Source organism: Desulfovibrio sp. JY, assembly GCA_021730285.1.
Lineage (GTDB): Bacteria > Desulfobacterota > Desulfovibrionia > Desulfovibrionales > Desulfovibrionaceae > Solidesulfovibrio.
In genome coordinates this window covers 392757-414842 of sequence record CP082962.1, presented here as the reverse complement: position 1 = coordinate 414842, position 22086 = coordinate 392757, and the positions used below count along the sequence as shown (strand labels likewise).

General features: G+C 65.5%; 22 protein-coding genes. 7 read left to right on the top strand and 15 right to left on the bottom strand.

All coding sequences use genetic code 11. The features are described 5' to 3' along the window. Positions 1–59 precede the first annotated feature (59 nt). The 3 genes from cmk to K9F62_01840 all read right to left on the bottom strand — a co-directional run bounded on the left by cmk (position 60) and on the right by K9F62_01840 (position 2398). Complete coding sequence (gene cmk / locus K9F62_01850) at positions 60–728, bottom strand: (d)CMP kinase (GenBank protein UJX41470.1); 669 nt, start codon at positions 726–728, stop codon at positions 60–62. Then, the gene (gene hisC, locus K9F62_01845; protein ID UJX41469.1) at positions 718–1827 is read right to left on the bottom strand and encodes a histidinol-phosphate transaminase; all 1110 of its coding nucleotides are present in this window, start codon (positions 1825–1827) and stop codon (positions 718–720) included. Before hisC ends, cmk begins: the two co-directional genes overlap by 11 nt. A gap of 121 nt (positions 1828–1948) precedes the next feature. Beyond that, positions 1949–2398 (bottom strand): universal stress protein, encoded by a 450-nt coding sequence (locus tag K9F62_01840; protein ID UJX41468.1) that lies wholly within the window; start codon positions 2396–2398, stop codon positions 1949–1951. 293 nt (positions 2399–2691) lie between these two features. Between K9F62_01840 and K9F62_01835 the strand changes: the two genes are divergently transcribed. Beyond that, positions 2692–3180, top strand: coding sequence for a hypothetical protein (locus tag K9F62_01835; GenBank protein UJX41467.1), 489 nt, complete (start codon positions 2692–2694; stop codon positions 3178–3180). 145 nt (positions 3181–3325) lie between these two features. Here K9F62_01835 and thpR read toward each other — a convergent pair whose 3' ends face one another. The 3 genes from thpR to K9F62_01820 are packed head-to-tail and all read right to left on the bottom strand — an operon-like array spanning position 3326 to position 6571. After that, the gene (gene thpR / locus K9F62_01830; GenBank protein ID UJX41466.1) at positions 3326–3904 is read right to left on the bottom strand and encodes an RNA 2',3'-cyclic phosphodiesterase; all 579 of its coding nucleotides are present in this window, start codon (positions 3902–3904) and stop codon (positions 3326–3328) included. A gap of 22 nt (positions 3905–3926) precedes the next feature. After that, positions 3927–5105 (bottom strand): hypothetical protein, encoded by a 1179-nt coding sequence (locus K9F62_01825; GenBank protein ID UJX41465.1) that lies wholly within the window; start codon positions 5103–5105, stop codon positions 3927–3929. 8 nt (positions 5106–5113) lie between these two features. Beyond that, entirely contained in the window at positions 5114–6571 is a 1458-nt protein-coding gene (locus K9F62_01820; GenBank protein UJX41464.1) for an MBOAT family protein, read from the bottom strand. 185 nt (positions 6572–6756) lie between these two features. Here K9F62_01820 and K9F62_01815 point away from each other — a divergent pair, with 185 nt between their 5' ends. After that, on the top strand, positions 6757–7437 hold the full coding sequence (locus tag K9F62_01815; GenBank protein UJX41463.1) for a class I SAM-dependent methyltransferase: 681 nt from the start codon (positions 6757–6759) through the stop codon (positions 7435–7437). A gap of 85 nt (positions 7438–7522) precedes the next feature. On the opposite strand, the gene K9F62_01810 is transcribed toward K9F62_01815, so the two are convergent. The 3 genes from K9F62_01810 to K9F62_01800 form a co-directional block, all read right to left on the bottom strand. Then, positions 7523–8617 carry an NADH:flavin oxidoreductase/NADH oxidase gene (locus tag K9F62_01810; GenBank protein ID UJX41462.1) on the bottom strand — a complete coding sequence of 365 codons (1095 nt, stop codon included), beginning with the start codon at positions 8615–8617 and terminating at the stop codon, positions 7523–7525. A gap of 78 nt (positions 8618–8695) precedes the next feature. After that, a complete protein-coding gene (locus K9F62_01805; GenBank protein UJX41461.1) occupies positions 8696–9802 on the bottom strand; it encodes a hypothetical protein in 1107 nt (368 codons plus the stop codon). Beyond that, positions 9799–11241, bottom strand: a complete 1443-nt coding sequence (locus K9F62_01800) for a mechanosensitive ion channel (protein UJX41460.1) — start codon at positions 11239–11241, stop codon at positions 9799–9801. Before K9F62_01800 ends, K9F62_01805 begins: the two co-directional genes overlap by 4 nt. Before the next feature lie 141 nt (positions 11242–11382). Between K9F62_01800 and K9F62_01795 the strand changes: the two genes are divergently transcribed. Next, positions 11383–12207, top strand: a complete 825-nt coding sequence (locus tag K9F62_01795) for a TatD family hydrolase (protein ID UJX41459.1) — start codon at positions 11383–11385, stop codon at positions 12205–12207. Between the two features lie 181 nt (positions 12208–12388). Here K9F62_01795 and K9F62_01790 read toward each other — a convergent pair whose 3' ends face one another. Continuing rightward, complete coding sequence (locus tag K9F62_01790) at positions 12389–13837, bottom strand: anion permease (protein ID UJX41458.1); 1449 nt, start codon at positions 13835–13837, stop codon at positions 12389–12391. Between the two features lie 255 nt (positions 13838–14092). On the opposite strand from K9F62_01790, the gene K9F62_01785 reads away from it, so the two are divergent. The 3 genes from K9F62_01785 (at position 14093) to K9F62_01775 (ending at position 16422) form a co-directional block, all read left to right on the top strand. Further along, a complete protein-coding gene (locus tag K9F62_01785) occupies positions 14093–15190 on the top strand; it encodes an SPASM domain-containing protein (GenBank protein ID UJX41457.1) in 1098 nt (365 codons plus the stop codon). Between the two features lie 101 nt (positions 15191–15291). After that, the gene (locus K9F62_01780; protein UJX41456.1) at positions 15292–15933 is read left to right on the top strand and encodes a hypothetical protein; all 642 of its coding nucleotides are present in this window, start codon (positions 15292–15294) and stop codon (positions 15931–15933) included. A 123-nt stretch (positions 15934–16056) separates the two neighbouring features. Then, complete coding sequence (locus K9F62_01775; GenBank protein UJX41455.1) at positions 16057–16422, top strand: response regulator; 366 nt, start codon at positions 16057–16059, stop codon at positions 16420–16422. Between the two features lie 164 nt (positions 16423–16586). On the opposite strand, the gene K9F62_01770 is transcribed toward K9F62_01775, so the two are convergent. The 5 genes from K9F62_01770 to K9F62_01750 form a co-directional block, all read right to left on the bottom strand. Next, on the bottom strand, positions 16587–17327 hold the full coding sequence (locus K9F62_01770; GenBank protein ID UJX41454.1) for a response regulator: 741 nt from the start codon (positions 17325–17327) through the stop codon (positions 16587–16589). Positions 17328–17388: 61 nt separating this feature from the next. Further along, positions 17389–17694 carry a DUF4911 domain-containing protein gene (locus tag K9F62_01765; GenBank protein UJX41453.1) on the bottom strand — a complete coding sequence of 102 codons (306 nt, stop codon included), beginning with the start codon at positions 17692–17694 and terminating at the stop codon, positions 17389–17391. Then, positions 17691–18767 carry a Xaa-Pro peptidase family protein gene (locus K9F62_01760; GenBank protein ID UJX41452.1) on the bottom strand — a complete coding sequence of 359 codons (1077 nt, stop codon included), beginning with the start codon at positions 18765–18767 and terminating at the stop codon, positions 17691–17693. The genes K9F62_01765 and K9F62_01760 overlap by 4 nt, the downstream gene beginning before the upstream one ends. 246 nt (positions 18768–19013) lie before the next feature. After that, positions 19014–20393: an NAD(P)-binding protein gene (locus K9F62_01755; protein ID UJX41451.1), complete on the bottom strand. Its 1380-nt coding sequence runs from the start codon at positions 20391–20393 to the stop codon at positions 19014–19016. A 124-nt stretch (positions 20394–20517) separates the two neighbouring features. After that, positions 20518–20796, bottom strand: coding sequence for an RNA-binding protein (locus K9F62_01750; protein ID UJX41450.1), 279 nt, complete (start codon positions 20794–20796; stop codon positions 20518–20520). A 500-nt stretch (positions 20797–21296) separates the two neighbouring features. Here K9F62_01750 and K9F62_01745 point away from each other — a divergent pair, with 500 nt between their 5' ends. Next, complete coding sequence (locus K9F62_01745; GenBank protein ID UJX41449.1) at positions 21297–22073, top strand: tetratricopeptide repeat protein; 777 nt, start codon at positions 21297–21299, stop codon at positions 22071–22073. Positions 22074–22086: the final 13 nt, after the last annotated feature.

The following is a 22086-nucleotide window of genomic DNA, read 5'->3' as shown; positions in this document are numbered from 1 at the left end:
CATAGGCCATGGCGGGGCCGGAGCGCCAGGGGGAAGGGGGCGTGTCCTGCCGGCGGGCGTCAGACGGCGGCCGCGGCCACGATGCGGGCCACCACCGCGTCCTCGGTCAGCTCCGAGGTGTCGATGACCAGGGCGTCCGGGGCGGCCACAAGCGGCGCTTCGGCCCGGCCCTGGTCCTTCGCGTCGCGGCGGCGGATGGCCGCCAAAATGGCCTCGTAGTCGGCCGGCTTGCCCAGGGCGGTAAGCTGGAGCACGCGGCGCTCGGCCCTGACCTCGGGCCTGGCGGTGAGGAAAAACTTGTGGCGCGCCTCGGGGAAGACCACCGTGCCCATGTCGCGGCCTTCGGCCAGGAGGTCCGTGGCCGCGCCAAGGGCCTGCTGGGCCAGCCGCAGCCGCCGCCGGACCACGGGCAAAACGGCCAGGTTCGAGGCCCAGCCGCCGACCTGCTCGGTGCGGGCGGCATCGGGCAGGGGCGCGCCGTCGACCAGCAGCACGGTGTCCGCGCCGGAGCCCTTGAGAGCGAAGACCATGGCGGCAAGTTTTGCGTCGATGGTCGCCTCGGGCAGCGCATGCCCGCCTTCCCCCAGGGCGAGGGCGAGCCCCCGGAACATGGCCCCGGTGTCCAGGTAGGCCACGCCAAGGGCCCCGGCGGCCCGGCGGGAAACGGTGGTCTTGCCCGCCCCGGCCGGGCCGTCGATGGTCACGATGCGGCGCATATCAGAAGCCATGTTCGATGGCGTCCTTTATTGCGGCCAGAAACATGGCGTTTTCCTCGTCGTTGCCGATGCTCACGCGCAACAGTTCGGGCAGGCCGTAGCTCTTGAGCGCCCGCACGATGATGCCGCGCTTCAAAAGCGCCTCGAAGAGTTCCAGGGCGGGGACCGGGGGCTTTAACATCAGGAAGTTGGCCTGGGACGGATAGACATGGCAGCCGAGCTGCGTGAGCTTTTCGGTCAGCAGCTTGCGGCCCCGGACCACGGTATCGAGGCTGGCCTGCAAAAAGGCGGTGTCCTCGAGGGCGGCCATGCCGGCGGCCTCGGCCAGCAGGTTGACGCTGAAAGGGAGCCGCACCCGCAGCAGGTAATCGGCCAGCCAGTCCGGCATGACGCCGATGCCGAGCCGCAGCCCGGCCAGGCCGAAGAGCTTGGAAAAGGTGTGCAGCACGACCACGTTGTCGCATTGGCCAAACCGGGGCAGCACGGAATATTCGGCCGCCGGCTCGGCGAATTCGGCATAGGCCTCGTCGACCACGAGCAGCGCCCTGGGCGGCAGGGACCGGGCAAAGGCGAGCACCTCCTCGGCCGGCACGGCATGGCCCGAGGGGTTGTCGGGATTGGTCAGAAAGACCAGGGCGGTGTCGTCGTCGCAGGCCGCGCGAAGCCCCGGCAGGTCGAAGCTGAAATCGGCCTTGAGCGGCGCCTGGCGCAAGGTCACGCCGCACAGCTTGGTCTGCTGCACGTAGATGGAAAAGCAGGGCGAAAAGGCCACCACATTGCTTTTGCCCGGCTCGCAGGTGACGCGCACGAGCAGGTCGATGATCTCGTCCGAGCCGTTGCCGGCCACCACGCATTCGCGGGGCACCTTGTGATGGGCGGCCAGGGCCGCCACCAGGGCCGGATTGCCGGCCCTGGGGTAGCGGAAGACCATGTCGCCCTTTCTGGCCAGCACGCGCTTGACGAGCGGCGAGGCCCCAAGGGGGTTTTCATTGCTGGCGAGTTTGACCACGCGGGTCAGCCCGTAGCGCTCCCTGATCTCTTCCATGGATAGTCCGGGAGCGTACGGGGTGAATCCCCGCACCGCCTCGCGGACACGGTCGCTTGGCTGCATGAACGACGGCTCCGTATTGCGATAGGCTCTATAGTGGTTGCTCGGGTCGTGCCCTCGAGATCAGCGTAGACGGATCTCGAGGGCGATATGCTCGAATACTTAATTTTTAACGGGCGTAACCCTAGGCTGCCGCGTGCGGCTTGACGGTGAGCACGGGGCAGGTGGCGGTTTTGACCACCTTTTCGGCCACGGAGCCGAAGATGATCCGGTCGATGCCGGTGCGGCCGTGGGTGCCCATGACGATCATGTCGGCATGCTGGCTGTCGGCGGCCTTGAGGATCTCCTCGGCCGGGTAGCCGGTCAGCACCAGGCCGCGCGCCGGCAGGTCCTTGAAGTTCTCGGTGGTGAAATCGTTCATGGTGGTTTCGGCCGAGGCGACCACGTCGCCGACAAAGGTGTCGAGCGCGGCCTGGGGCACGTTGAAGCCCACGTATTCGGCCAGGGACGGGGCCACGTAGACGCAGATGATCTCGGCCTTGGCGGCCCGGGCCAGCGTGGCCGCGTATTCGGCCACGAGCGGGGAGCCCTCGGAGAAATCCACGGCGCACAGAATTTTTTTCAGGGCTGGCATGGCAGCGCCTCCTTGGTTTGACCAGGCTTGCTTCCGCTTAAGTCCCGGCGATATTGTCCGAAAAGTATGGGACAAGCCCGGTCGGGCAAAGATGCCAAAGTGGATGGCAATAGACAAGGCGTTTCACCTGTCTTATGCAATCAAACGCCGAGCAACGCGCAAGACCTGCGACGGGGCAAAATTTGCCTGGTTACGAAAAAATAATTTTTAGTAATATCAGCATGTTCATGGAATATCGGGAGCTGGCAGGCTCCTTGCATGCCGAAAAGAAACGTTAACGCGGGGGAAGGCCGATGAAAATCCAAAATGACCAATTGACCGCCCTGCAGCAGACTGCGGCCAAGTCCGCTGGGACGAAGGACGGTTCGGACGCCTTCGCGGCGCTTTTGGCCAAGAAAGTCGGCGATGGCCAGTCGACCCAGGATTCGGGGCTTACGGCGCCTCCCCTGGCCGGCTATGCCGCCCTGGATGTGTCCGCCGCGCAAGGCACGGACGCTGCCGAGGCTTCGGGTCAACTCAGCGAAGAAGAGCAGGCGGTTATGAAAAACATGGACTCCCTGCTGGCCAAGTGGGAAGACTATGCCGATCAGCTGGCCTCGGGCTCCGGGGGGGATTCCCTCAAGCAGGCCTATGGGGTGCTGGAAAACATTGAAACCGGCGTCAAGCAGCTCAAGGACGATCTGCCAAGCGATGCCAACACGGGGCTCGGTTCCCTGGTCAACGAACTGGAAGTCATGACCGTAACCGAAAAGATCAAATTCAACCGGGGCGATTACATCTAATAATTCGCACCGGCGCGTATTCCCCTGCAGGACGGGGCCGGCGTGCCGCCGCCGGCTCCGCTCCGCCTCCAGACGTCGCGCGCTCGCGCCCGTTTTCGTCGCTTCCCCGGAGGCGGTTTTTTTGTGGGCGAGGGGCCGCAGCCGCTTAGGCCGCCGTGGCCGGAAATTCCCGCAGCACCTCGTGGCGCGCGCCATGCTCCGAAAGCACCGAACGCCACAGCGTCACGGCGGCAACGGGCACGGGCGGCCACTGCGCCTGCGTCAGCAGCGCCAGCATGGCCGGCCAGTCGCCGCCGCGTTCCGGTTCGCCTATCCGGGCCAGGGTCAGGTGGGCGGCAAAGGGGGTGTCTTCCGGCGCGATGCCGAGCGGGGCCAGGGCCGCGTCCACGGCTGCGGCGAGTTCCCGGCATTCCGGCGCCCCTTCCCGCAGTCCGGCCCAGACCACCCGGGGCCGTTTCGGGCCCGGGAAAAAACCGCCGCCGGCAAGGTCCAGACGAAAAGGCGCGAACCGTATGCCGGCCAGCGCCTCGCCAACGGCCTCGATGCCGGCAGGCCCCGTAACGGGCGTCTCCCCGAGGAACTTGAGGGTGATGTGGGCTTGTCCGGCCCGCACCCGGCTCATGCGGCCGCGGCACAGCGGCGCGAGCGCCGTCCCGAGCCTGCCGGCCATATCCTGGCAGGACTGCGGCAGGGCAAGGCCCACAAAGGCGCGGACATGGTCCATAGGCGGGCTCCCGGGCGGCCGGTCACTTCTTGGCGGGCTTTTGTGGCGTGGGCGGAAATTCGGTGAAGTAGCGTTCCACGAATTCGTCCATGACCAGGGCCGGCTTTTCCTTTTCGATCAGCTTCTTGTCGAAAAAGCGGATATCGCGTGACGTGGCGGGGTAGGGCCACAGGAAGATGGACTTGTTGAAATGTTCGGCCAGGAAGGGGACCAGTTCGTGGGCGAAGGAATCCCGGAAGATCACGGCCGTGGGCTTGGAGGGATCATGGGTGTCCATGATCACGGTGGGCTGGAAGTAGGGCGGGGTGGGACGGGCCTCGGTGGTGGCCACGGCCTTACGCGTGAAACGCGGCGTGAAGGTCACCCGGCTTTCGGGGAAAAAGTCGCCGAGGGCCAGCATGCTGGCCAGGCCGCCGCTGAGGTCCGGGGTGATGCTGATGTCGAAATCCCCCCGGATTTCCGGTTCGAACTGCGGGAACCACTTGTCCAGGCGCTTCATGATCGCCACATACCCGGCAAAGGCCCCGAACGTCGTCCAGTGGGTGTCGGTGCGGTAGTAGGCCAGGGCCTGGCGTTTGACCTTGGCCATGATGGGCCGCAGATCGAGGACCTCGACGCCCGCCCCGGTCAGCGCGTTCACGATCTGGTCGGTGCGGCTTATGGGGCTCACCTTGTTATACTGCGGCGGCAGGAATTCCGGATACACGGTGTGCTTGTTGGGCGCGACCACGATCAGGTAGCGGATGCCGCGCTCGGCCAGCCAGTCCTGCCGGTCCTTGTAGACCTTGACCCAACGGGCCAGTTGGGCCGGGGTGAAAAGCTTCACCGCCCGGAAGTCCTGGATGACGTTGAGCTCGTTGTTTTCCTGGGACAGGAACAGCCAGTCGCCCTGGCCCTTGATGACGGTCTGGTACTGGTTGGAGGAGCGCAACAGGAAGATGTCGAGGATATTTTCCAGGCGGACCAGCTCCCGGCGGAAGCCGAATGTCTTTTCCAGATAGCCGCGCTGGAGCACGTTGAAGGATTTGAAAAGCTGGGACAGCGAGAAGTCCGGCAGCTGGTTGGGATCGTTCTCCATCAGATACACGTCCGGGGCCAGGTCGAAGATATGGTCGGCCACGGGCAGGCAGATCAGGCACACGAACAGGGCAACGCCGAGGACGACAATGACCTTATGGGTAAACGTAGGGGCCACGCTCATGCAAGACCTTAGAACTGAAAGTAAATGAACGGATTATGCGTGCCGCTGGCCAGGGACATGGCGCACAGGATGAAAACCGCCGGCATCACGACGAGGCTGACGACGGCCTCCAGGCCATCGTCGAGCGCCACGGGCCCAAACCGGCGCAGGGCCAGCAGGCGGCCGCGTACGCCCTTGATCCAGGGGATGACCGGGGTCGCGCCGATCACGGCCGCCACCAGCACGATGGCCACCTTGGGGTTGAGGAAAAGGCCCACGTGCCATTCCACGCCCGATCCCTGGGCGAAGCCGGCCATGGCCTTCAGGTAGTTCAGCGCCACCGGCAGGGATTCGGCCCGGAAAAAGACCCAGGCCACCATCACCACCAGCAGGGTGTAGATATGGGCGATGAGCCGCGGGCCCTGGGTCACGCGTTTGGCCAGGGGAAAGCGCTCGATCACCGAGAACAACCCGTGGAACATGCCCCAGATCACGAAGTTCCAACTGGCCCCGTGCCACAGGCCGCACAGGAAAAAAACCATGACCAGGTTGAAATACATCCGGGACGTGCTGCACCGGTTGCCGCCAAGCGGAATGTAGAGGTAATCGCGGAACCAGGTGGAAAGGGAGATGTGCCAGCGCCGCCAGAATTCCTGGATGGAGCGCGACACGTAGGGATAATTGAAGTTTTCCATGAACTTGAACCCGAACATGTGGCCCAGGCCGATGGCCATGTCCGAGTAGCCGGAAAAGTCGAAATATATTTGCAGCGTGTAGCACGTAATGCCGAGCCAGGCCACGGGCGTGGTCAGATGCTCGGCCGGGATGGCGAAGATCTTGTCCGCCGGCAGCCCCACCACGTTGGCGATCAGCACTTTCTTGCCCAGGCCGATGATGAAGCGGTTGATGCCCTGGGAAAACCGCTCCAGACCCACGGTTCGGTGGGTAATCTGGGAGGCGATATCCTTGTAGCGGATGATGGGGCCGGCCACGAGCTGGGGGAAAAGCGAAATGTAGAGGGCCGTGTTGGGCAGTGACATCTGCGGCGGCGTCTGCCGGCGGTAGATGTCCATCAGGTAGGAAATGCAGTGGAACGTGAAAAAGGAAATGCCGATGGGCAAATGCACGGCGCCGACCGTCATGGTCGGCAGGCCGAATTCGCTCAAGACCAGGTTGCAGTTGGCCACGAGGAAATTCGTGTACTTGAAAATGACAAGGAGCAGCAGGTTGAAGGTGATGGCCACCGCCATCTGGCGCTTGGCGTTGTTGCGCTCGTGGGCTTTGTAGATCCATATGCCGAACAGATAGTTGGCCAGGATCGAAACCAGCATGATGACGACATATTCGCCTTCACCCCAGGTATAGAAAAAAAGGCTCGCCGCCAGTAGAATCCAGTTGCGCAACCGTCCGAAGGTCACACAGGAAAAATACAGCGCCAGCACGAGCGGCAAAAAATAAAACAGAAATGAAGCGGAGCTAAATACCATGATTGGGTTTTGGGGTAGGGGGTTTGCGACGCGGCCGCCAAATCGTGGCGTCGGCGCGGAAGGCGAAAGCGCGTCACGCCCGCGCGTCCTCACGTGGGTGTTCGCTCTTACCCAAGCAGACGAGGTTTGACAACTCCCGGCTCCTCTCCCCCTTGCTTTGGGCGGCAACTCCGCTACAACAGGTCATGCCAACGGAAATCCCCCACCTCGAGGCCGCCCGCCGGCTGCTGGCCGGCCTGGATCCCGCCTGCGTCTGGCGTCCGGTGTACAGCCCCGATGGAACCCTCCTCGCCTCGGGGCACGGCCCCGGCCCGGACGAGCTCGAAAGCTACGTCGGCAACCTCGATGTGGCCGGCAAATCCGTGGTCGACCTCGGCTGCAACCTGGGCTACTTCGCCTTCCGGGCGGCGCGGCGCGGCGCGACCAGGGTGCTTGGCTGCGACGTCGACCCCGGTGTCATCCGCGCCGCCAGGGAGCTGGCCCGCCTGCACGGGCTGGACAATGTGGAATTTTCCGCCTGCGACTTTCTGTGCGAACCACCCGACACGCCCCCCTGCGAAATGGCCATGCTCATCGACTTCATCGGGCGCGGCGTCATCACCAAGGGCCGGCTCCAAAGCGTGGCCGCCGCCGCCGTGGCCTGGGCCTCGGATGAACTTTTTTTCACCTTGCGCCCCGCCTACCGGCTTGACGATCTGCCCGCATCCCCGGCCGAACTGAAACGCCTCTACCCCGGCCATGTGCGCGACGGGCATTTTCACCTGGCCGATGCCCTGGCCGAACAGCTCGGCCCCCATTGGTCGCCACAACGCCTTACCGGCAGCGGCCGGGTCAAGACGGCGCTGCTTTTTACGCGAGTCGGGTAAGGCGGAGCAGGGGCTCTGCCCCTGCGACCCCGCCAGGGCGCTGCCCTGGACCCGCCGGGGGACTTGATGTCCCCCGGACCCCCCCTTACCGGCGAAAAAGTCCCTTCAGCCCATGCGGTTCGCAGCGCAGGTACTGGTTCGGCGCGTCGACCTGGTCGCCCAGGGCGGCGGCGGCGTGCCAGGGCCAGCGCGGGTCGTAGAGCATGCCCCGGGCCAGGGCGACCATATCGGCCTGGCCGGTGACGACGATGGTTTCGGCCAGGGCCGGGTCGGTAATGAGCCCCACGGCGATGGTGGGCAGGCCGGTTTCGCGGCGGATGCGTTCGGCGAAGGGGACCTGGTAGCCGGGCGCGACGGGGATTTGTTGCTGCGGCGACAGACCGCCGGAGGAAACGTGGATGTAGTCGCCGCCGCATTTCTTGATTTCGCGGGCAAAGGCGACGCTGTCCTCGATGTCCCAGCCGCCGGGGACCCAGTCCGTGGCCGAGATGCGAACGCCGAGGATGCGGTTTTGGGGCAGGGCCTTGCGCACGGCTTTGATGATGCGCAGCGGGAAGTGCAGGCGGTTTTCGAGGCTGCCGCCGCAGTCGTCGTCGCGGGTGTTGGAAAGCGGCGAAAGAAACTGGTGCAGCAGGTAGCCGTGGGCGCAGTGGATTTCCACGCCGGCCAGATCCAGGGCGTCGGCGCGTTTGGCGGCGTCGCCGAAGGCCTGTTCGATGCGGCCGAGTCCGGCGGCGTCGAGGGCGTGGGGCGTGATTTCTTCCGGTTCGTAGGGGATGGCCGAGGGGGCGTCGGGCACCCAGCCGCCTTGGGCCGGGGAAATTTGCGCGCCGCCGTCCCAGGGGGTGGCCGTGGACGCCTTGCGGCCGGCGTGGGCGAGCTGCACCAGGATGGGGATGGGCGCGCAGGCCCGCACAACGGTCAACGTGCGGCGCAGGGAGTCTTCGTGGGGTTTGGACCACAAGCCCAGGTCCTGCGCCGAAATGCGCCCCTGGGACTCCACGGCCGTGGCTTCGATGACGAGGGCCCCGGCTCCGGAGATGGCCAGATGGCCGAGATGCATGGCGTGCCAGTAGGTGGGGTGGCCGTTTTCGGCCGAGTATTGGCACATGGGCGCGACGATGATGCGGTTTTTAAGCGTTCGCGGCCCGATTTTGACGGGGGAAAAAAGGACACTCATGGGTACGCCTCCGGATGTTTGCCATTTTGTAGCGCCGGCGGCGGCGGGCAACAAGGGGCGGCGGCGTTTTTTACGGCACTACAAAATGAGCAGGGCGGAAAGGAGCGCCAGCCCCAGGGCCGCGCCGCACAGGGCGGGCGTACTGGGAACGAGGCTGCGTCCGGCCTCTCGCCCTGGATAGAGGGCCAGGGCGTCCCCGCCCAGCCAGGCCGCGGCCAGGGCCGGCAGATGGGGAAAGAGGTTTCCCGTCATTCCCTGATAGGCCAACAGCAGCCCCAGGAACACGCCCGCTTCGGCCATGCCGGCGGCCAGGTTTCGGGACTCGTCCCCCCGCAGTCCCGGCAGGCTGGCGCGGCCGGCCAGGGCCGCGAGCACGGCGATGCACAGGGCCAGATAGGTGAGCGCCGTGGACAGCGCCCTGGCGCCGCCGCCGAGGACCGTGCCGATGGCCGCCGGTACGGCGGGGACCGCCGTCACGGGGCATCGCCACTGCCAGGCGGCAAGGCGCAGCTCGATAAGTCCCGACATAGGCAGCAGCAGCACGAAGCCAAGGGCCATGACCGACAGCCAGGTTTCGGGAGCGCGGCCGCCCGGCGATCCGGCGGCGCAGAGGATGCCGGCCACGCAGCAGGCAAGTCCCATATCCAGGCTGGCGTTGAGCGGCGTGAGCTTCGGGATGGCGACAAACTGGACGAAAAGCGCGCCGAGGGCGGCCGCGCTGGCCAGTGCGGCGGGCAGGCGGGCTCCCTTTTTTCCTTCCTGGCGACAACCGACGGCTCCGGTCAGCGTCCAGACGAGTCCCAGGCACAGCCCCAGGGGGATGAAGGCGCCAAGGGCGGACCCCGCCACGGCCAGGGGCGAGAGGGCGGCCGCGTCGCCGACGATCATGCCCGGCCGGGCCAGACGCGGCAGCAGCAGGGAAACGGGCAGGCTGATGGCAAAAAAGCCGAGCGCCGGCCCGAGGAGGTTGGCCGGATCGCTTTCGGGCCAGAGCCGGCGGGGCAGGGTCGCGCCGGCGGCGATAGCCAGGGGGAGCAGGGCCAGGGCGGCGCCCATGGCGGCTTCGTTGCCGCAGTAGGCCAGCAGCAGTTCGCGCAAAAGCAGGCAGGTCGCGCCGGCTCCTGCGAATCCCAGGGCCAGGGCGGCGGGCAGGGGCCGTCCGGTATGAAGCGTTTGGCTAGTCATAAAAAGAGCTTGCAAAAGCGGGCGAACAGGGTTGTCGCTTCGTCCGGTGCCCCGGGGGCTTGGGCGGAGCGGTTGGCGGCGGCGCGGGCGGTAAAAATCGCCCGTACGCGGTCGATGATTTCGGGATGGCGGGCCAGGACCATGCGAAATCCCTCCCGGTCCACCTCCAGGCCCCGCGTGGGCTCCACGGCGCGCACGTCGGCCTGGCGTGGTTCGCCGGTCAAAAGGGCCATCTCGCCGAAAATCTGGCCCGCCGCCAGCCGGGCCACTTCCTTGCCGTCGATGACCACGGCCACAAGCCCGGACAGGATAAAGCACATGGTCGTGCCCTGTTCGCCCTTGGCCACGATGGTCTGGTCCGGGGAAAACTGGCGGATCACGGACACCCGGGCCAGCATCTCCATTTCCGCGTCGGTGAGGCCGGAAAGCAGCTCGACCTCGCTTAAGGCGGCCAGTCCCTCGGGGTGGCCGCGATCGGGGTCGGGGGCGTCCATGATGACGCGCCGGGCCGGGGGCGGTATTTCGATGCCGCGCTCGACAAACTGGTACCAGACGGTGGAAAGCACGGCATCGGCGGTGTTGAGGCGCGTATGGAAGCCGCGGATGTAATACACGGCGGCATACACGACCCGGTCGGCCTGGATCTCGTGCAGCCGGGCCCGGGGCGGAGGATTTTTCAGGACTCCTTCGGCCCGGGTCAGGGCCGTCTGGATGGCCGATTTGACCTTGACCGGCGGCGCGTCCGGGGGGGCCGGCACATAGACGATCTGGCACAAGGTGCCGTCCGGGCGGCTGTAGTTGACGAGGCGTTCCTTGGCCACGGCATTGTTGGGCAAAAACACTTCGGAAGCGGCGAGGGTCATCACCTTGGTATAGCGCCAGGTGACTTCCGTGACCCGGCCTTCCACATCGCCGAGCTTGATCCAGTCTCCCTCGACAAAGGGTTTTTCCACCTGGAGCAGCAGGCCGGAAAACAGGCTGCCGATGGTGTCCTGCATGGACAGGCCGATGACGGCGGTGAGGATGGCCGAGGAGGTGAGCAGGGACCCGAGCTGGATATCGAGCAGTTGCCGCAGTCCCCAGCCCACGAGCACGGCCAGGATGCAGAATTTGAGCAGGTCCTGAAGGATATGGCGGCCGGGCCGGCCGGTCCCCCGGGAGGGCACGAGGTGGGTGTAAACGAAGTCCACGCCATGGCAGGCGGCCAGCCAGATCATGACCAGCGCGGCCATGGTCATGGCGGTTTCCCCGGAGGCGGCGGCGTTGGCCGGCAACAGCCAGGACAGGCCCCACAGGATCGCCAGGCCGCAGAGCCACTTGACGAGGCCCCCCAGCGGACGGCTAATGACGCCCCGGCGCCACAGCAGCCGCAGAAGGGCTGTTATGGCCAGAAAAACGGCCACGGCCGCGCCCAGTCGCCAGCCGACGCCGATGGTCATGCGACCAAGCTCGGGCAATGCTGCAGGCAGGGAAACGGCAGGCGCGGGCAAAGTGGACGGCTCCTTTTTGGCGTTGGCATGTCCTACGTGGCCTGTGCTCCGGCGTCAACGCGGCGCGCAAACGACAAGGAAGTGTATACGGTGTCGAGAAAAAAACGTGAGCGGCAGGATCCGGCGACCCTCGGACTGCCGGCGGGCGGGGTGGAGAGCCATGCCCATCTGGACGTGGAGGAGTTCGCCCCGGAAGAGATCGGGCCTGCCCTCGACCGGGCGGCGGCGGCCGGAGTGTCGGCCGTGGGCAACGTGTTTCTGGGACCGGCCGCCTATCTGGCCCACCGGGACTATTTCAAGGACCGGCCGGAGGTCTTTTACATCCTGGGCGTGCATCCCTGCGACGCGGCCACGATGGCGGTCGACGACCTGCCGGCCATGGCGGCGGCCTTTCGCGACGAGGCGCGCTTGCGGGCCGTGGGCGAGATCGGGCTCGACTATTACTGGGACGCGTCCACGGCCGAGACGCAACAGCGCGTGTTTCGGGAGCAGTTGGAACTGGCCAGGGGACTCGACGTGCCGGTGGTCATCCACAGCCGTAATGCCGAAGCGGACACCCTGGCCATCCTCGACGACATGGGGTTTCGGGACCGGCCGCTGGTGTGGCACTGCTTCGGCGGCGGGGCCTGGCTGGCCGGGGAGGTCTTTTCCCGGGGCTGGCTGGCCTCGATCCCGGGCCCGGTGACCTATGCCAAAAATACCGATCTGGCCGAAGCGGTGGCGGCCATGGATCTGTCCCGCATCCTCCTGGAGACCGACACGCCGTACCTCGCGCCCGAGCCCTGGCGCGGCAAGCGCAACGAGCCGGCCCTGATCGCCTTCACCGCCCAGCGCGTGGCCGCGCTCATGGAACGCGACCCGGCCGAGGTCTGGCTCACGACCGGCGACAACGCGCGTAAGTTTTTTGGGATATAGGAAGGGGGAGAAGATGCGAGAGGGGGACCCTTTTTGAAAAAAGGGTCCCCCTCTCGCGCTCTCCCCTCCCAAAAACTTTCAACGGTTACTGGTGGATAATGGCAATACTCTGTAGTCGCTAAAAGTCTTTGGAAAGGGGGTCCGGGGGGAACTTTTCTACAGAAAAGTTTCCCCCCGGCTCTTATCCCCCCATGGTCAGCATCCAGGGGATGCCGACGGCCAGGAACACGCCCAGGAAGATCAGGCCGAAGATGAATCCCAGCCGCCAGAAGTCCTTGGCCGGAATGTAGCCGCTGCCGTAGTAGATGGGCGAGGGGCCGGTGGCGAACGGGGTCAGGATGCCCATGATGCCGAGGCTCGTGCCGAGCATCAGCGCCATGACCTTCATGTTCATCCCCGGTACCGCCGCCGCGGCCGTGAGGAACACTGCCATGAGTGCCGTGACGTGGGCCGTGACGCTGGCGAAGATGTAGTGGATGGCGAAAAAGACCACCACCAGCGCCACCATGACCGTTGTCAGGGAGTAGCCGGCCAGGTGCGCGGCCACGCCCTGGGCGAACCAGGTGAGAAAGCCCGTCTTGGCGAGCCCCCCGGCCAGCGCCACCAGGGTGCCGAACCACATGAGCACGTTCCAGGCCTGCTTGTTGGCGAGCAGGTCGTCCCAGGTGATGACCTTGAAAAGGAGCATCAGGCACAGGGCGATGAAGGCGGTGGTGGTGGAGTTGACGTACTTGCCGCCGAATATCCACAACAGCAGGGCGAAGAGCGCCAGCCCGGCCATGGTCAACTCCTTGTGGCTGATCGGGCCCATGGCGTCGAGTTCCTTGCCGGCCCAGATCGGGGCGTCGGCGCTTTCCTTCTGGGTCGGCGGATAGATGATGTAGGAGAGAAGCGGCACGGCCAGAAAGAGGATGATGCCCACCGGCGCGATGGCCACGAACCAGGTGGTCCAATCGAGGCGGATGTTGGCCGTTTTTTCGATCACCGACACGGCGAGCAGGTTTGGGGTCAGGCCGGTGAGGAACAGCGAGCTGGTCACGCAGGTCGTGGCCAGGGCCACCCACATGATGTAGGAGCCGATCTTGCGCGGATCGTTGTCCGGGGTGGAGCCGTACAGCGGCGGAATGTTCTTGATGATGGGAAAGATGGTGCCGCCGCTTCGGGCCGTGTTGGACGGCATGAACGGGGCCAGGACGGCGTCGGCGCAGGCCACGGCGTAGCCGAGTCCCAGGGTCTTTTTGCCGAGCACCTTGATGAGCGTCAGGGAAATGCGCCGGCCGAGCCCGGTTTTTTCGTAGCCCAGGGCGAACATGAAGGCGATAAATATCAGCCAGACCGTGCCGTTGGAAAAACCCGACAGAGCCCAGCTGATGGCTTGCGACGCCGTGGGCGGGGTCGGGGCCGTAACCGGCACCAGCCGAAACAGCGCGGCCAGGGTCACGCCCATGACGCCGATGGCCGCCGCCGGAATCGGCTCGAACACGAGCCCCACCACCACGGCGGCGAAAATGGCGAAGTAGTACCAGGCATACGGGGCCAGGCCGGCCGGAACCGGCAGGGCGGCCAGCACCAGACCGACGACGACGGGGAGCAGGGCTTTAAGGGGCAACTTCACGGGGAGCCTCCTCATGTTGGCTGGGGCCACCCGAATCCGATTATTCGGGAGGTTGATCCCATAATAACGGGTCCATCCCGGGGATACAATCAAATTATGGCATATAGTTAGCAAAACGGCGAAAACCTGGGCGGGCGGGCTGCGAAGCGAACCGGCCCGAAGTGCCTCGTCGGTTTTCCGCATTGAGGTGCCGGGGATTTTCCCGGTATAACGGCGGCGGCCGGGGCGGGGACTGCATTGGGGCGGTTCGGAGAATCCAAGGAACGGTGCATGGACCATATCAAAAGAAGGTTGATCGACGATCCGCGCTACAGACGCCGGCGGGAGGCGTGTCTGGCGCGGCCCACGGTCTTCATCGCCCTGACCGGCCATTGCAATCTGGCCTGCGCCTACTGCTCGACGCGAAACGTCCGCCGGGAGCGGCGCAACATGGAAACGGCCCTGGCCCGGCATATCGTGGACCAGTGCCTGGCCAACGGCTGGCCCTTTTCCTTCGGCCAGACCTACGAGCCGTTTTTGCATCCCGAGGTGGAGGCCGTGATCGCCCATGTCGCGGCCGGAGGGCATCTTTTCTCCTGCGCGACCAACGGGCTGGCGATCAGGAAAAGCGCCTACGACCTGCCCATGCGCCTGCTTTTGAGCTACAGCGCCACGCCGGAGGATTTCGCCCTGCGCGGGGGCCGGCTGTCCTTTGCCGCCTACCGGGAGAAGATCCTGGGCTTTTTGCGCCACCGCATCCGCCATCGCGTGCCCGGTACGATCGCCGTGCAGATTGCCGACTACGGCATTTTCCGGGACGGGCTGGACTACTCCAAGGCCATCGGCGACGTGGATGGAATCTTCGCCAAGACGCGGGATCTCGCCGCGCTGCTCGGCGTGACGGACGCGGCCGCGCCGGACGCCAGGCGGGAGGACATCGCCGCGCGAAGGCCCCTGGTTCTTTTCGCGGACGGCGACACCGTCATCCAGGTCCAGCCGACCAAGATCATGCCCAACAGCTACGACGCCTTCGTTCCCCTGGAAGCGGCCGCCGGGCCTCGCGGCTATTGCGACTCCTGCCATACGACGCTCTCGATCCAGGCCGACGGCAAGGCGGCCTTTTGCTGTTGCGACCCCACGGCCCGGGCCACGGCCGGGCGGATCACCCCGGAAACGGACCTGCGCGACTTCTGGCTCGGGCAGGACATGGCGCGCATCCGGGCCGCCTTTGACGCCTTTGCCCCGGAGCATCCCTTTTGCACCCAGTGCCTGGCCAACGTCTCGGAGCACATCAAACCGCTTTTGACCGTGGCCGATCCCGGGCTGGTGGCGATCATCTTGCGCGATCAGGGTGTTACGGGCGATCTGCCCTGGTTTTCCTTTCCTTGAGAGGGGGGCGGCGCGCCGGGACAATGCGTCGTCGGGTTGCCCAAAAGCCGCGCCGGAGGTAGGGTCGCCGGCAACCCGCAACACCTTGGAGGCGCACCGCTATGGCCCTTGTCATCACCACCCGCGGCGATATCGACCAGATCCTCGTGACCTCGCTGCCCCGCGCCTTCGTGCAGCGGATCTACCGGCACTGCTGGGGCAAGAACAACACCCCTTATTTCGCGGGCAACTGCTTTCGGGGCGTGCTCTATTTCGACGAACGGCTGGCGGCGAAATACGCCGAGGACCAGGGCTTGCCCTGGCACGGCTGGCTGGCCGCGCCGAAATTCTACCATCGCACCGGCGCGGTCTACGAGCATGGGCTCAGGCTGGACGTGCGCTTGGGCGATGCGGCCGAGCCGGCCACCTCGGTCGGCGTGGCCCTGATCGAGGAGCGCCCGAAACTGGCGGACTACACCGCGCGTCTGGCCGAGGACGAGGTGCTGTGCCTGCTCGGAGCGGTGGACAAGGGGGAAATGGTCTTCACCCTGGACGACGTCGACGGCCCCTTCGATTCGGAGAAGCTGGCCATCCACGTGGACCGGCTTTCGGACCTTTACTGCGAGGAGTCGGTCATCACCGGCATGGCCTACGATGGACGGATGCTGTCCATGGAAACCGGGGAGTCGCGGGGCAAGAACATGATCGACCCGCTGCTGATAAGCCGCGACGGCCAGCTGCTCGATATGTATGATTTCGCCTAGGCGCCGCGCCGAAATCCTTCGGGCGTGACCAGCTCCGCCCCGGCGGGGTGCTGGTGCGATTTTTTCTTCGATAACAGGTAGTTTTGAGCCAATGCGCCATACGCGGCATTCTGGAGGCAGCTCGTGAAAACCGTACTGGTCGTGGACGACGACCCGAGCATCCGGGCGCTTATCCGGCTGTATCTGGAAGGCGCGGGTTACGCGGTGCGGGAGGCCGCCGACGGCAAGCTGGCCATGCAGTCCCTGGCCGGGCAGCCGGCCGACCTCGTGGTGCTCGACATCTTCATGCCGGAGATGGACGGGCTGGAGGTCCTGCAGGTGCTGCGCGAGACCTGCCGGACGTGCAAGGTCATGGCCATTTCCGGCGGTTCGGCCAAGGTCGGCATGGACCTGCTGGGCCATGCCACCATTTTCGGCGCCGACGACGTGCTGGAAAAACCGTTCACTTCCGAGATCCTGCTGGAAAAAGTCGCGGCCCTCATCGGCTAAGCTTTAGGAGAAGACAGTGCGAGAGGGGAACCTTTTTTGAAAAAAAGGTTCCCCTCTCGCGCTCTCCCTTCCCAAAAACTTCTAACGGGTTACAGGTTCCGTAGCGCCAACACGCCGTAACCATTGAAAGTCTTTGAAAAGGGGGGCCGGGGGGAAACCTTTCTTCAGAAAGGTTTCCCCCCGGCTTCTTCGAGCAGCCGCGCAGCCCGGTCCAGGGCGGCCGCGGCATGGGGCGCGTCGCCCGCCTCGCCGGCCAGTTCCAGGTCCTTGGCCGCCAGTCCGATTTCCTCGAATCCGTAGGACAGTGCCGATCCCTTGAGCTTGTGCCCTTGCCGGCGGGCGGTTTCCAGATCGCCCCGGTCCAGGGCCAGGCGCGCCATGTCCAGGGTTTGGGCTGCGGTGTCGAAAAAAAGCGGCAGCAACAGGCGCAGGCGTTCCTGGTCCACGAGAAGGGCGCGTGGGGACGGCCCGGCAGCCTGGGGGGGCGCGGGAGCCGGCATGCTGGGCGCGGGGGCGTCACGGCCGAGGAACCGCTCTAAGACGGCCAGGATGGCGGCCTTGCGTACGGGCTTGACCAGAAAGTCCGAGCAGCCCGCCGCGCGGCAGCGGTCCCGCTGCTCGTCCAGGGAATGAGCGGTGAGAATCAGAATGGGGGTGGGCGGGCGCTTTTGCCGCAGTTCCAGGGCCCGGATGGCCCGGGTGGCGTCGTGGCCGTCGAGAACCGGCATTTCCAGGTCCATGAAAATGAGGTCGTAGGCCATGGCGGCGAACCGGTCCACGGCCTCGCGGCCGTTGGCGGCCTCGTCGACGTGGTAGTTGCAGCCGAGGAAAAGCCGCATCAGGATCAGGTTGTCGGCATTGTCGTCCACCAGCAGGATGCGGGGTGGCGCGGATACGGGAGGCATGGGCACGCCGCCTGTTGCAGTTGCGTCCGGGGCCGGCCGGGGGTCAACCCGTCAGGGAAATCTAGTTAGAGGAGGCGTGCCCGGTTGGCAATGGAAAAGGCGCTTCGGGGCGCAGGCAAACCGTGACCTCCGGACACATGACGGTCAGATCGCGCACGAATCCTTCCACCCGGTCGGCGGCCTGCGGGGCGTAGGCGAGGCGCACCACGGCGGCGAAGCGGTCGACCACCGTGGGCAGGGCTAGGTTGTCCTCGGCTTCGAGCAGGAACTTGAGCAGGGCCACGTGGCGCGCCTCCAGGCGCACGTACAGGCGGGCCGAGGCCGTGGCCGGGCGGTAGGGGGGCTGGCGGCGACGGCGGCGTTTCACAGCGTCTCGCAGCCGTTCTCGGTGATAAGGGCCATATGCTCCCAGCGCGCCCCGCCCCAGTCGGGATAGTAGAGCCCCGGCTCCACCGTGACCACCATGCCCGGTTCCAGCACGCCTCTCGCGGACGGGTTGAGGCTCGGGCCTTCGTGGGTTTCCAGGCCGACGCCATGCCCCAGGGAATGGGTGAAGCGATCGGCCACCCCGGCCCTGACGAAAACGTCCCGGGCCAGGGCATAGGCGTCACGAAACGGCAGTCCCGGCCGCAGCCCGGCCAAAGCGGCGGCCTGGGCCTCCTTGACCTGGTCGAGCATGGTCCGGAAACGCTCGGGGGGATTTTTGCCCACCCACACGGTGCGGGTCTGGTCCGAGCAGTAGTCGTCTCGCCGGCCGCCCACGTCGATCAGCACCATGCAATCGTCGGTGATGACGGTTTCGCCCGGTATGGCGTGGGGCAGCGCCGCGTTGGCGTTCACGGCCACGATGGAGGCAAAGGCCAGTTCGTTGGCTCCGAATTCCCGGAAGAGTTTTTCGATTTCCCAGGCGGCTTGCGCCTCGGTGCGGCCGGGCACCAGTACGTCGGGCAGGCGCTGCATGACGGCGTGGTTGACGGCTGCCGAGCGGCGCATCCGGGCGATCTCGTCCGCGTCCTTGATCAGGCGCAGCGGCTCCACCGCCCCGGTGACCGGGACGAGACCCATGTGCTCGGCCAGCTTGGCGTGGGTGTCGAAGGAGATGCTCGTGGCCTCGAAGGCGGCGTGGGTGATGCCGCGCTGGGCCAGAAAGGCGGCGATGGCGGCGTAACGGTTGCTGCCGTAGATGCACAGGTCCTTGGCCGGCCAAAGGCGCAGGGCCGCGTCGCGGTAGCGGGCGTCGGTGAAAAGCGTGTCGCGGCCGTTCGCCGCCACGCACAGCCAGCCGGCCGATTCGTTGCATTGGGGGTCGTGCAGTTCGAAGCCGCTCAGATAGTAGCGGTTGGCCGCATGGGTGACGAGCAGGGCGGTGTGCCCCATTTCCGCCAGGCGTTGGCGCAGCCGTTCGCGCCGGGCCGCGTAGGGGGGGATGGTCGTAATCACGGTGAAACGTTGCTCCTTCTATGCGCCGGGTTCATATCCGGTGCCCGACCCTGTCCCAGATCGGACGGCGACGTCAACACCGCGATGGGACGGACCCATGTCCAGCGCAGAGGTTTTTGTCCGTCCCCTCCTCTCAAAAATCATTAAGGGTTATATGGTATTATCGATATAAAGTTTAGGAAAGGGAGAGCGCGAGAGGGGAGAACCCTTTTTAAAGGGTTTCCCCTCTCGCACCGCATCGTATCCCTAAAGCGTATACACCGTTTCCTGTGCCCCGGTGAGTATCCGGTCGGCCCACTGCGCGCCCTGCATGAAGGAATGGTCCATGTTGCCGACCTCGTATTTCCAGCCGCCGAAGCGTCCCCGGGAGAACACGCCCCGGGCCTCGAGGGCCGGCTGGAGGACGGCCAGGGCGGCGTCGCGTTCCAGGCAGGGGATGGGATAGGCGTAGTCCACGCGCATCTCCCAGGTGGAAACGAGGCGGTCGCGGTCGTCCGGGGCGATAAGCGTGGTGGCGGCGAGCCCGTCCACGGTGCGTCCGGGCAGGTCGTCCAGGTTTTCGGGCTTGTGTTCGGAGTAGCTCGTTTCGGTCATGATCGCCCGTTTTCGGGGGCGCGCGCCGTCCGGGTCCGGGGTGTTGTTGTAGGAATAGTTGTGGAAGTTGGTGACCCGGTAAAAGGGGCAGTCGGCTTCGGGAAAATACATCCAGCAGCGGGGATCGGGCGGCGCGCCGTCAAAGCCCAGGCCGTGGATGGCCGAGCCGCTGTGTTTGAGCCGGCCGGCGGCGGCGGTCATGGCCGGGGTCGACCCCTCCAGCACGTCCACGACCAGCCGGTCGAGGGGCATGGTGGAGAGGAGGTGTTCATAGGCCACGGTGTCGCCGGAGGTGGTGCGCAGGGTTTTGGCGGTCGCGTCGAGCCGGAAAGCGCCGTCGCCCAGGCGCACCCGGTCGGAAAAGCGCGCGGCCAGGCGGCGGTAGATTTCGCCGGTGCCGCCGTGCAGCGGGAAGGAAAACGTGTTGTTGGGCCCCCAGGCCACGTCGTCCCGGCCGAGGATGATGTTCTTGATCACCCGGTCGGCGTCCACCACGGACACGCGTTCGCCGATCCAGCGGTGGGACATGAACTCGGCCGGATGGGCCCAGACCTTGAAGTTGTAGGGGACCATGAACAGCCGGGCGATGCCCGGGCCGAAGACCCGGTCGATCCACTCGCGGAAATGGGCCGGGGGTGTTTTGTGCGCATCGGCGGCGGCGGCCCGTCCGGCCGCGAGCAGCCCTTCCACGCACTCCCAGGCGAGCTCGGGCGGCAGGCGGCGAATGTTGTTCTGGAAGGGGTAGGGCACGAAGGTGCCGGCCACGCGTATCCAGGACTCGCGCTGGTGCTTGAGCACGTCGTCGCCCAAGAGTTCGTCGAGCAGTTTGTCGAAGGCCGGGTAGTGGGAAAAGACCACGTGGCCGCCCACGTCCCAGGTAAAGCCCGTATTGTCGGTGAAGCTGGCGGACAGGCCGCCGCTGTAGGGGTGGCGTTCGAGGACGAGAAAATCGTTTTCGCCGCTTTGCTGCAGCTGCCAAGCGGCGCCAAGTCCTGTGGGGCCGGCCCCGATGATCAGATATTTGACGCGCATGCGTGCCTCCTCTGGGGTGTCGCATGGGGTAGCAAGAATGGGGCCAGTATAGGGGGATGAAAAAAAGGAACCCGGAGTCGCCTGCCAGCCGACGACTCCGGGAAAGAGAGGTTACTCCGGGGGACTACCAGGCCGGACGACGCGGGGGCCTTGGGGCGCGGGGCTTGGCCTCGTTGACCTTGAGGCTGCGGCCCTCGAACTCCGTCCCGTCGAGCGCCCGAATCGCTTCGTCCGCGGCGCTGTCGTCATCCATCTCTACGAAACCGAAGCCGCGCGGTTTGCCTGTTTCGCGGTCGGAAATCAGTTTGACGGATTGGACCTCGCCGTATTGAGCGAAGAGATCGTGGACGCTTTCCTCGGTGCTACGGAAGGGCAAGTTGCCAACATAAATGTTCTTGGACATGAGACACGGACTCCCAAACGGTTGACGTCAATGCGAACGCGAAGCGTGTACGGAGGTCCGTCTGGCAACAAACCGCCGGCTACGCTCCTTCCCAGGACGATTCCATCGGCCGTACGGCCGGAATGGCCCGATAGTTGGAGTGCATCCGTCGGTTTCGACAACGGCAAGGTAGTGGCAAACAGTCGGCGCGCACTCTCTGTTGACTCCCCAAGCGAGTCGTTCGCGTAACTTTCCGCGCCGCCGTATCCCGCCACGGGCGAGGCGACTGCACGGGTTTGAGCGAAGATGTCAAAAGATATCGGAACCCGGAATGGGGAGCAAGAAAAAATGTTCGTATCTGTCGTTTCTCCTTGAAATGATACCCTGTTTGCTTTCTGCCTTGCGAATGTGCTTTCCTATAAGTGACTTGGGGCGGGTGGTGACGAATGCCCGGCGCATAAAAATAGTGTATGCCAGGGACCCGACAGGGGGCCTTTCACAGCAGCGACGTGGAGGTGGGCATGGCTGATGCGTTTGCGGCCGCGCGGTTCGCCGTGGCGGTTTCCTTGCGGGAATCCTACAAGACCGGCTTTGGCGGGACCACCCGGACCAGTGAGCGCGCGCTCTATTATTACGCCGAGAAGACGCCCGAGACCGGCATCCTGGTGCAGGCCCTAAACGCCAACAGCGTACCGAGCGGCGAGAAGACGCCGGTTTCCGAACCGGAGTTTCTGGAGAAATTCAAGCCCGAGCCGCTGATCTATTACAATCAGGTCAAGCCGCGCATGGAGGCGATGCTCGCCGAGCTGGAAAAGGGGGACAAGCAGCTCGAGGCCGGGCGCACGGACAAGGCCGAGAAGTCCTTCCAGAAGGCCCTGGAATACGACGCGGAGAACCTGCGGGCGATTTTCGGCCTGGGCAACGCGTATCTCGCGGCCGGCAAGATGGTGGAGGCGGGGGAGATCTTCGAGAAGATCATGTCCATCGAGCTGGCCTTCGGGCCGGAGAACAAGTTTCTGTTCAATGAATTCGGCATCCGCATGCGCAAGCATGGGCTTCTGGACATGGCCAAGGCCTACTATGCCAAGGCGCTGACCGTGTCCGAGGCCGACGAGAACCTGCATTTCAACCTGGGGCGGGTTCTTTTCGAGCTGGGCGACTTCGCGGCCGCCGCCGCCGAGGCCGCCAAATGCCTGGCCATTAATCCCGGCTTCCTCATCGCCAAAAAGCTCAAGGCGGCGGCGGAGAAAAAAGCCGCTGCCGCGCCGCCTGCCCCACCGGCAACGGACGCCGGTTGATCGCGCCGCCGCC

Excerpts from the sequence above, each read along its gene's own strand:
- K9F62_01785 (UJX41457.1), top strand. The coding sequence starts at position 14,093 with ATGGACCATATCAAAAGAAGGTTGATCGACGATCCGCGCTACAGACGC.
- K9F62_01790 (UJX41458.1), bottom strand. The coding sequence starts at position 13,837 with ATGAGGAGGCTCCCCGTGAAGTTGCCCCTTAAAGCCCTGCTCCCCGTC.
- K9F62_01840 (UJX41468.1), bottom strand. The coding sequence starts at position 2,398 with ATGCCAGCCCTGAAAAAAATTCTGTGCGCCGTGGATTTCTCCGAGGGC.
- K9F62_01805 (UJX41461.1), bottom strand. The coding sequence starts at position 9,802 with ATGACTAGCCAAACGCTTCATACCGGACGGCCCCTGCCCGCCGCCCTG.
- K9F62_01825 (UJX41465.1), bottom strand. The coding sequence starts at position 5,105 with ATGAGCGTGGCCCCTACGTTTACCCATAAGGTCATTGTCGTCCTCGGC.
- K9F62_01810 (UJX41462.1), bottom strand. The coding sequence starts at position 8,617 with ATGAGTGTCCTTTTTTCCCCCGTCAAAATCGGGCCGCGAACGCTTAAA.
- K9F62_01755 (UJX41451.1), bottom strand. The coding sequence starts at position 20,393 with ATGCGCGTCAAATATCTGATCATCGGGGCCGGCCCCACAGGACTTGGC.
- K9F62_01770 (UJX41454.1), bottom strand. The coding sequence starts at position 17,327 with ATGCCTCCCGTATCCGCGCCACCCCGCATCCTGCTGGTGGACGACAAT.
- cmk (UJX41470.1), bottom strand. The coding sequence starts at position 728 with ATGGCTTCTGATATGCGCCGCATCGTGACCATCGACGGCCCGGCCGGG.
- thpR (UJX41466.1), bottom strand. The coding sequence starts at position 3,904 with ATGGACCATGTCCGCGCCTTTGTGGGCCTTGCCCTGCCGCAGTCCTGC.
- K9F62_01815 (UJX41463.1), top strand. The coding sequence starts at position 6,757 with ATGCCAACGGAAATCCCCCACCTCGAGGCCGCCCGCCGGCTGCTGGCC.
- K9F62_01800 (UJX41460.1), bottom strand. The coding sequence starts at position 11,241 with ATGACCATCGGCGTCGGCTGGCGACTGGGCGCGGCCGTGGCCGTTTTT.
- hisC (UJX41469.1), bottom strand. The coding sequence starts at position 1,827 with ATGCAGCCAAGCGACCGTGTCCGCGAGGCGGTGCGGGGATTCACCCCG.
- K9F62_01835 (UJX41467.1), top strand. The coding sequence starts at position 2,692 with ATGAAAATCCAAAATGACCAATTGACCGCCCTGCAGCAGACTGCGGCC.
- K9F62_01745 (UJX41449.1), top strand. The coding sequence starts at position 21,297 with ATGGCTGATGCGTTTGCGGCCGCGCGGTTCGCCGTGGCGGTTTCCTTG.
- K9F62_01750 (UJX41450.1), bottom strand. The coding sequence starts at position 20,796 with ATGTCCAAGAACATTTATGTTGGCAACTTGCCCTTCCGTAGCACCGAG.
- K9F62_01820 (UJX41464.1), bottom strand. The coding sequence starts at position 6,571 with ATGGTATTTAGCTCCGCTTCATTTCTGTTTTATTTTTTGCCGCTCGTG.
- K9F62_01780 (UJX41456.1), top strand. The coding sequence starts at position 15,292 with ATGGCCCTTGTCATCACCACCCGCGGCGATATCGACCAGATCCTCGTG.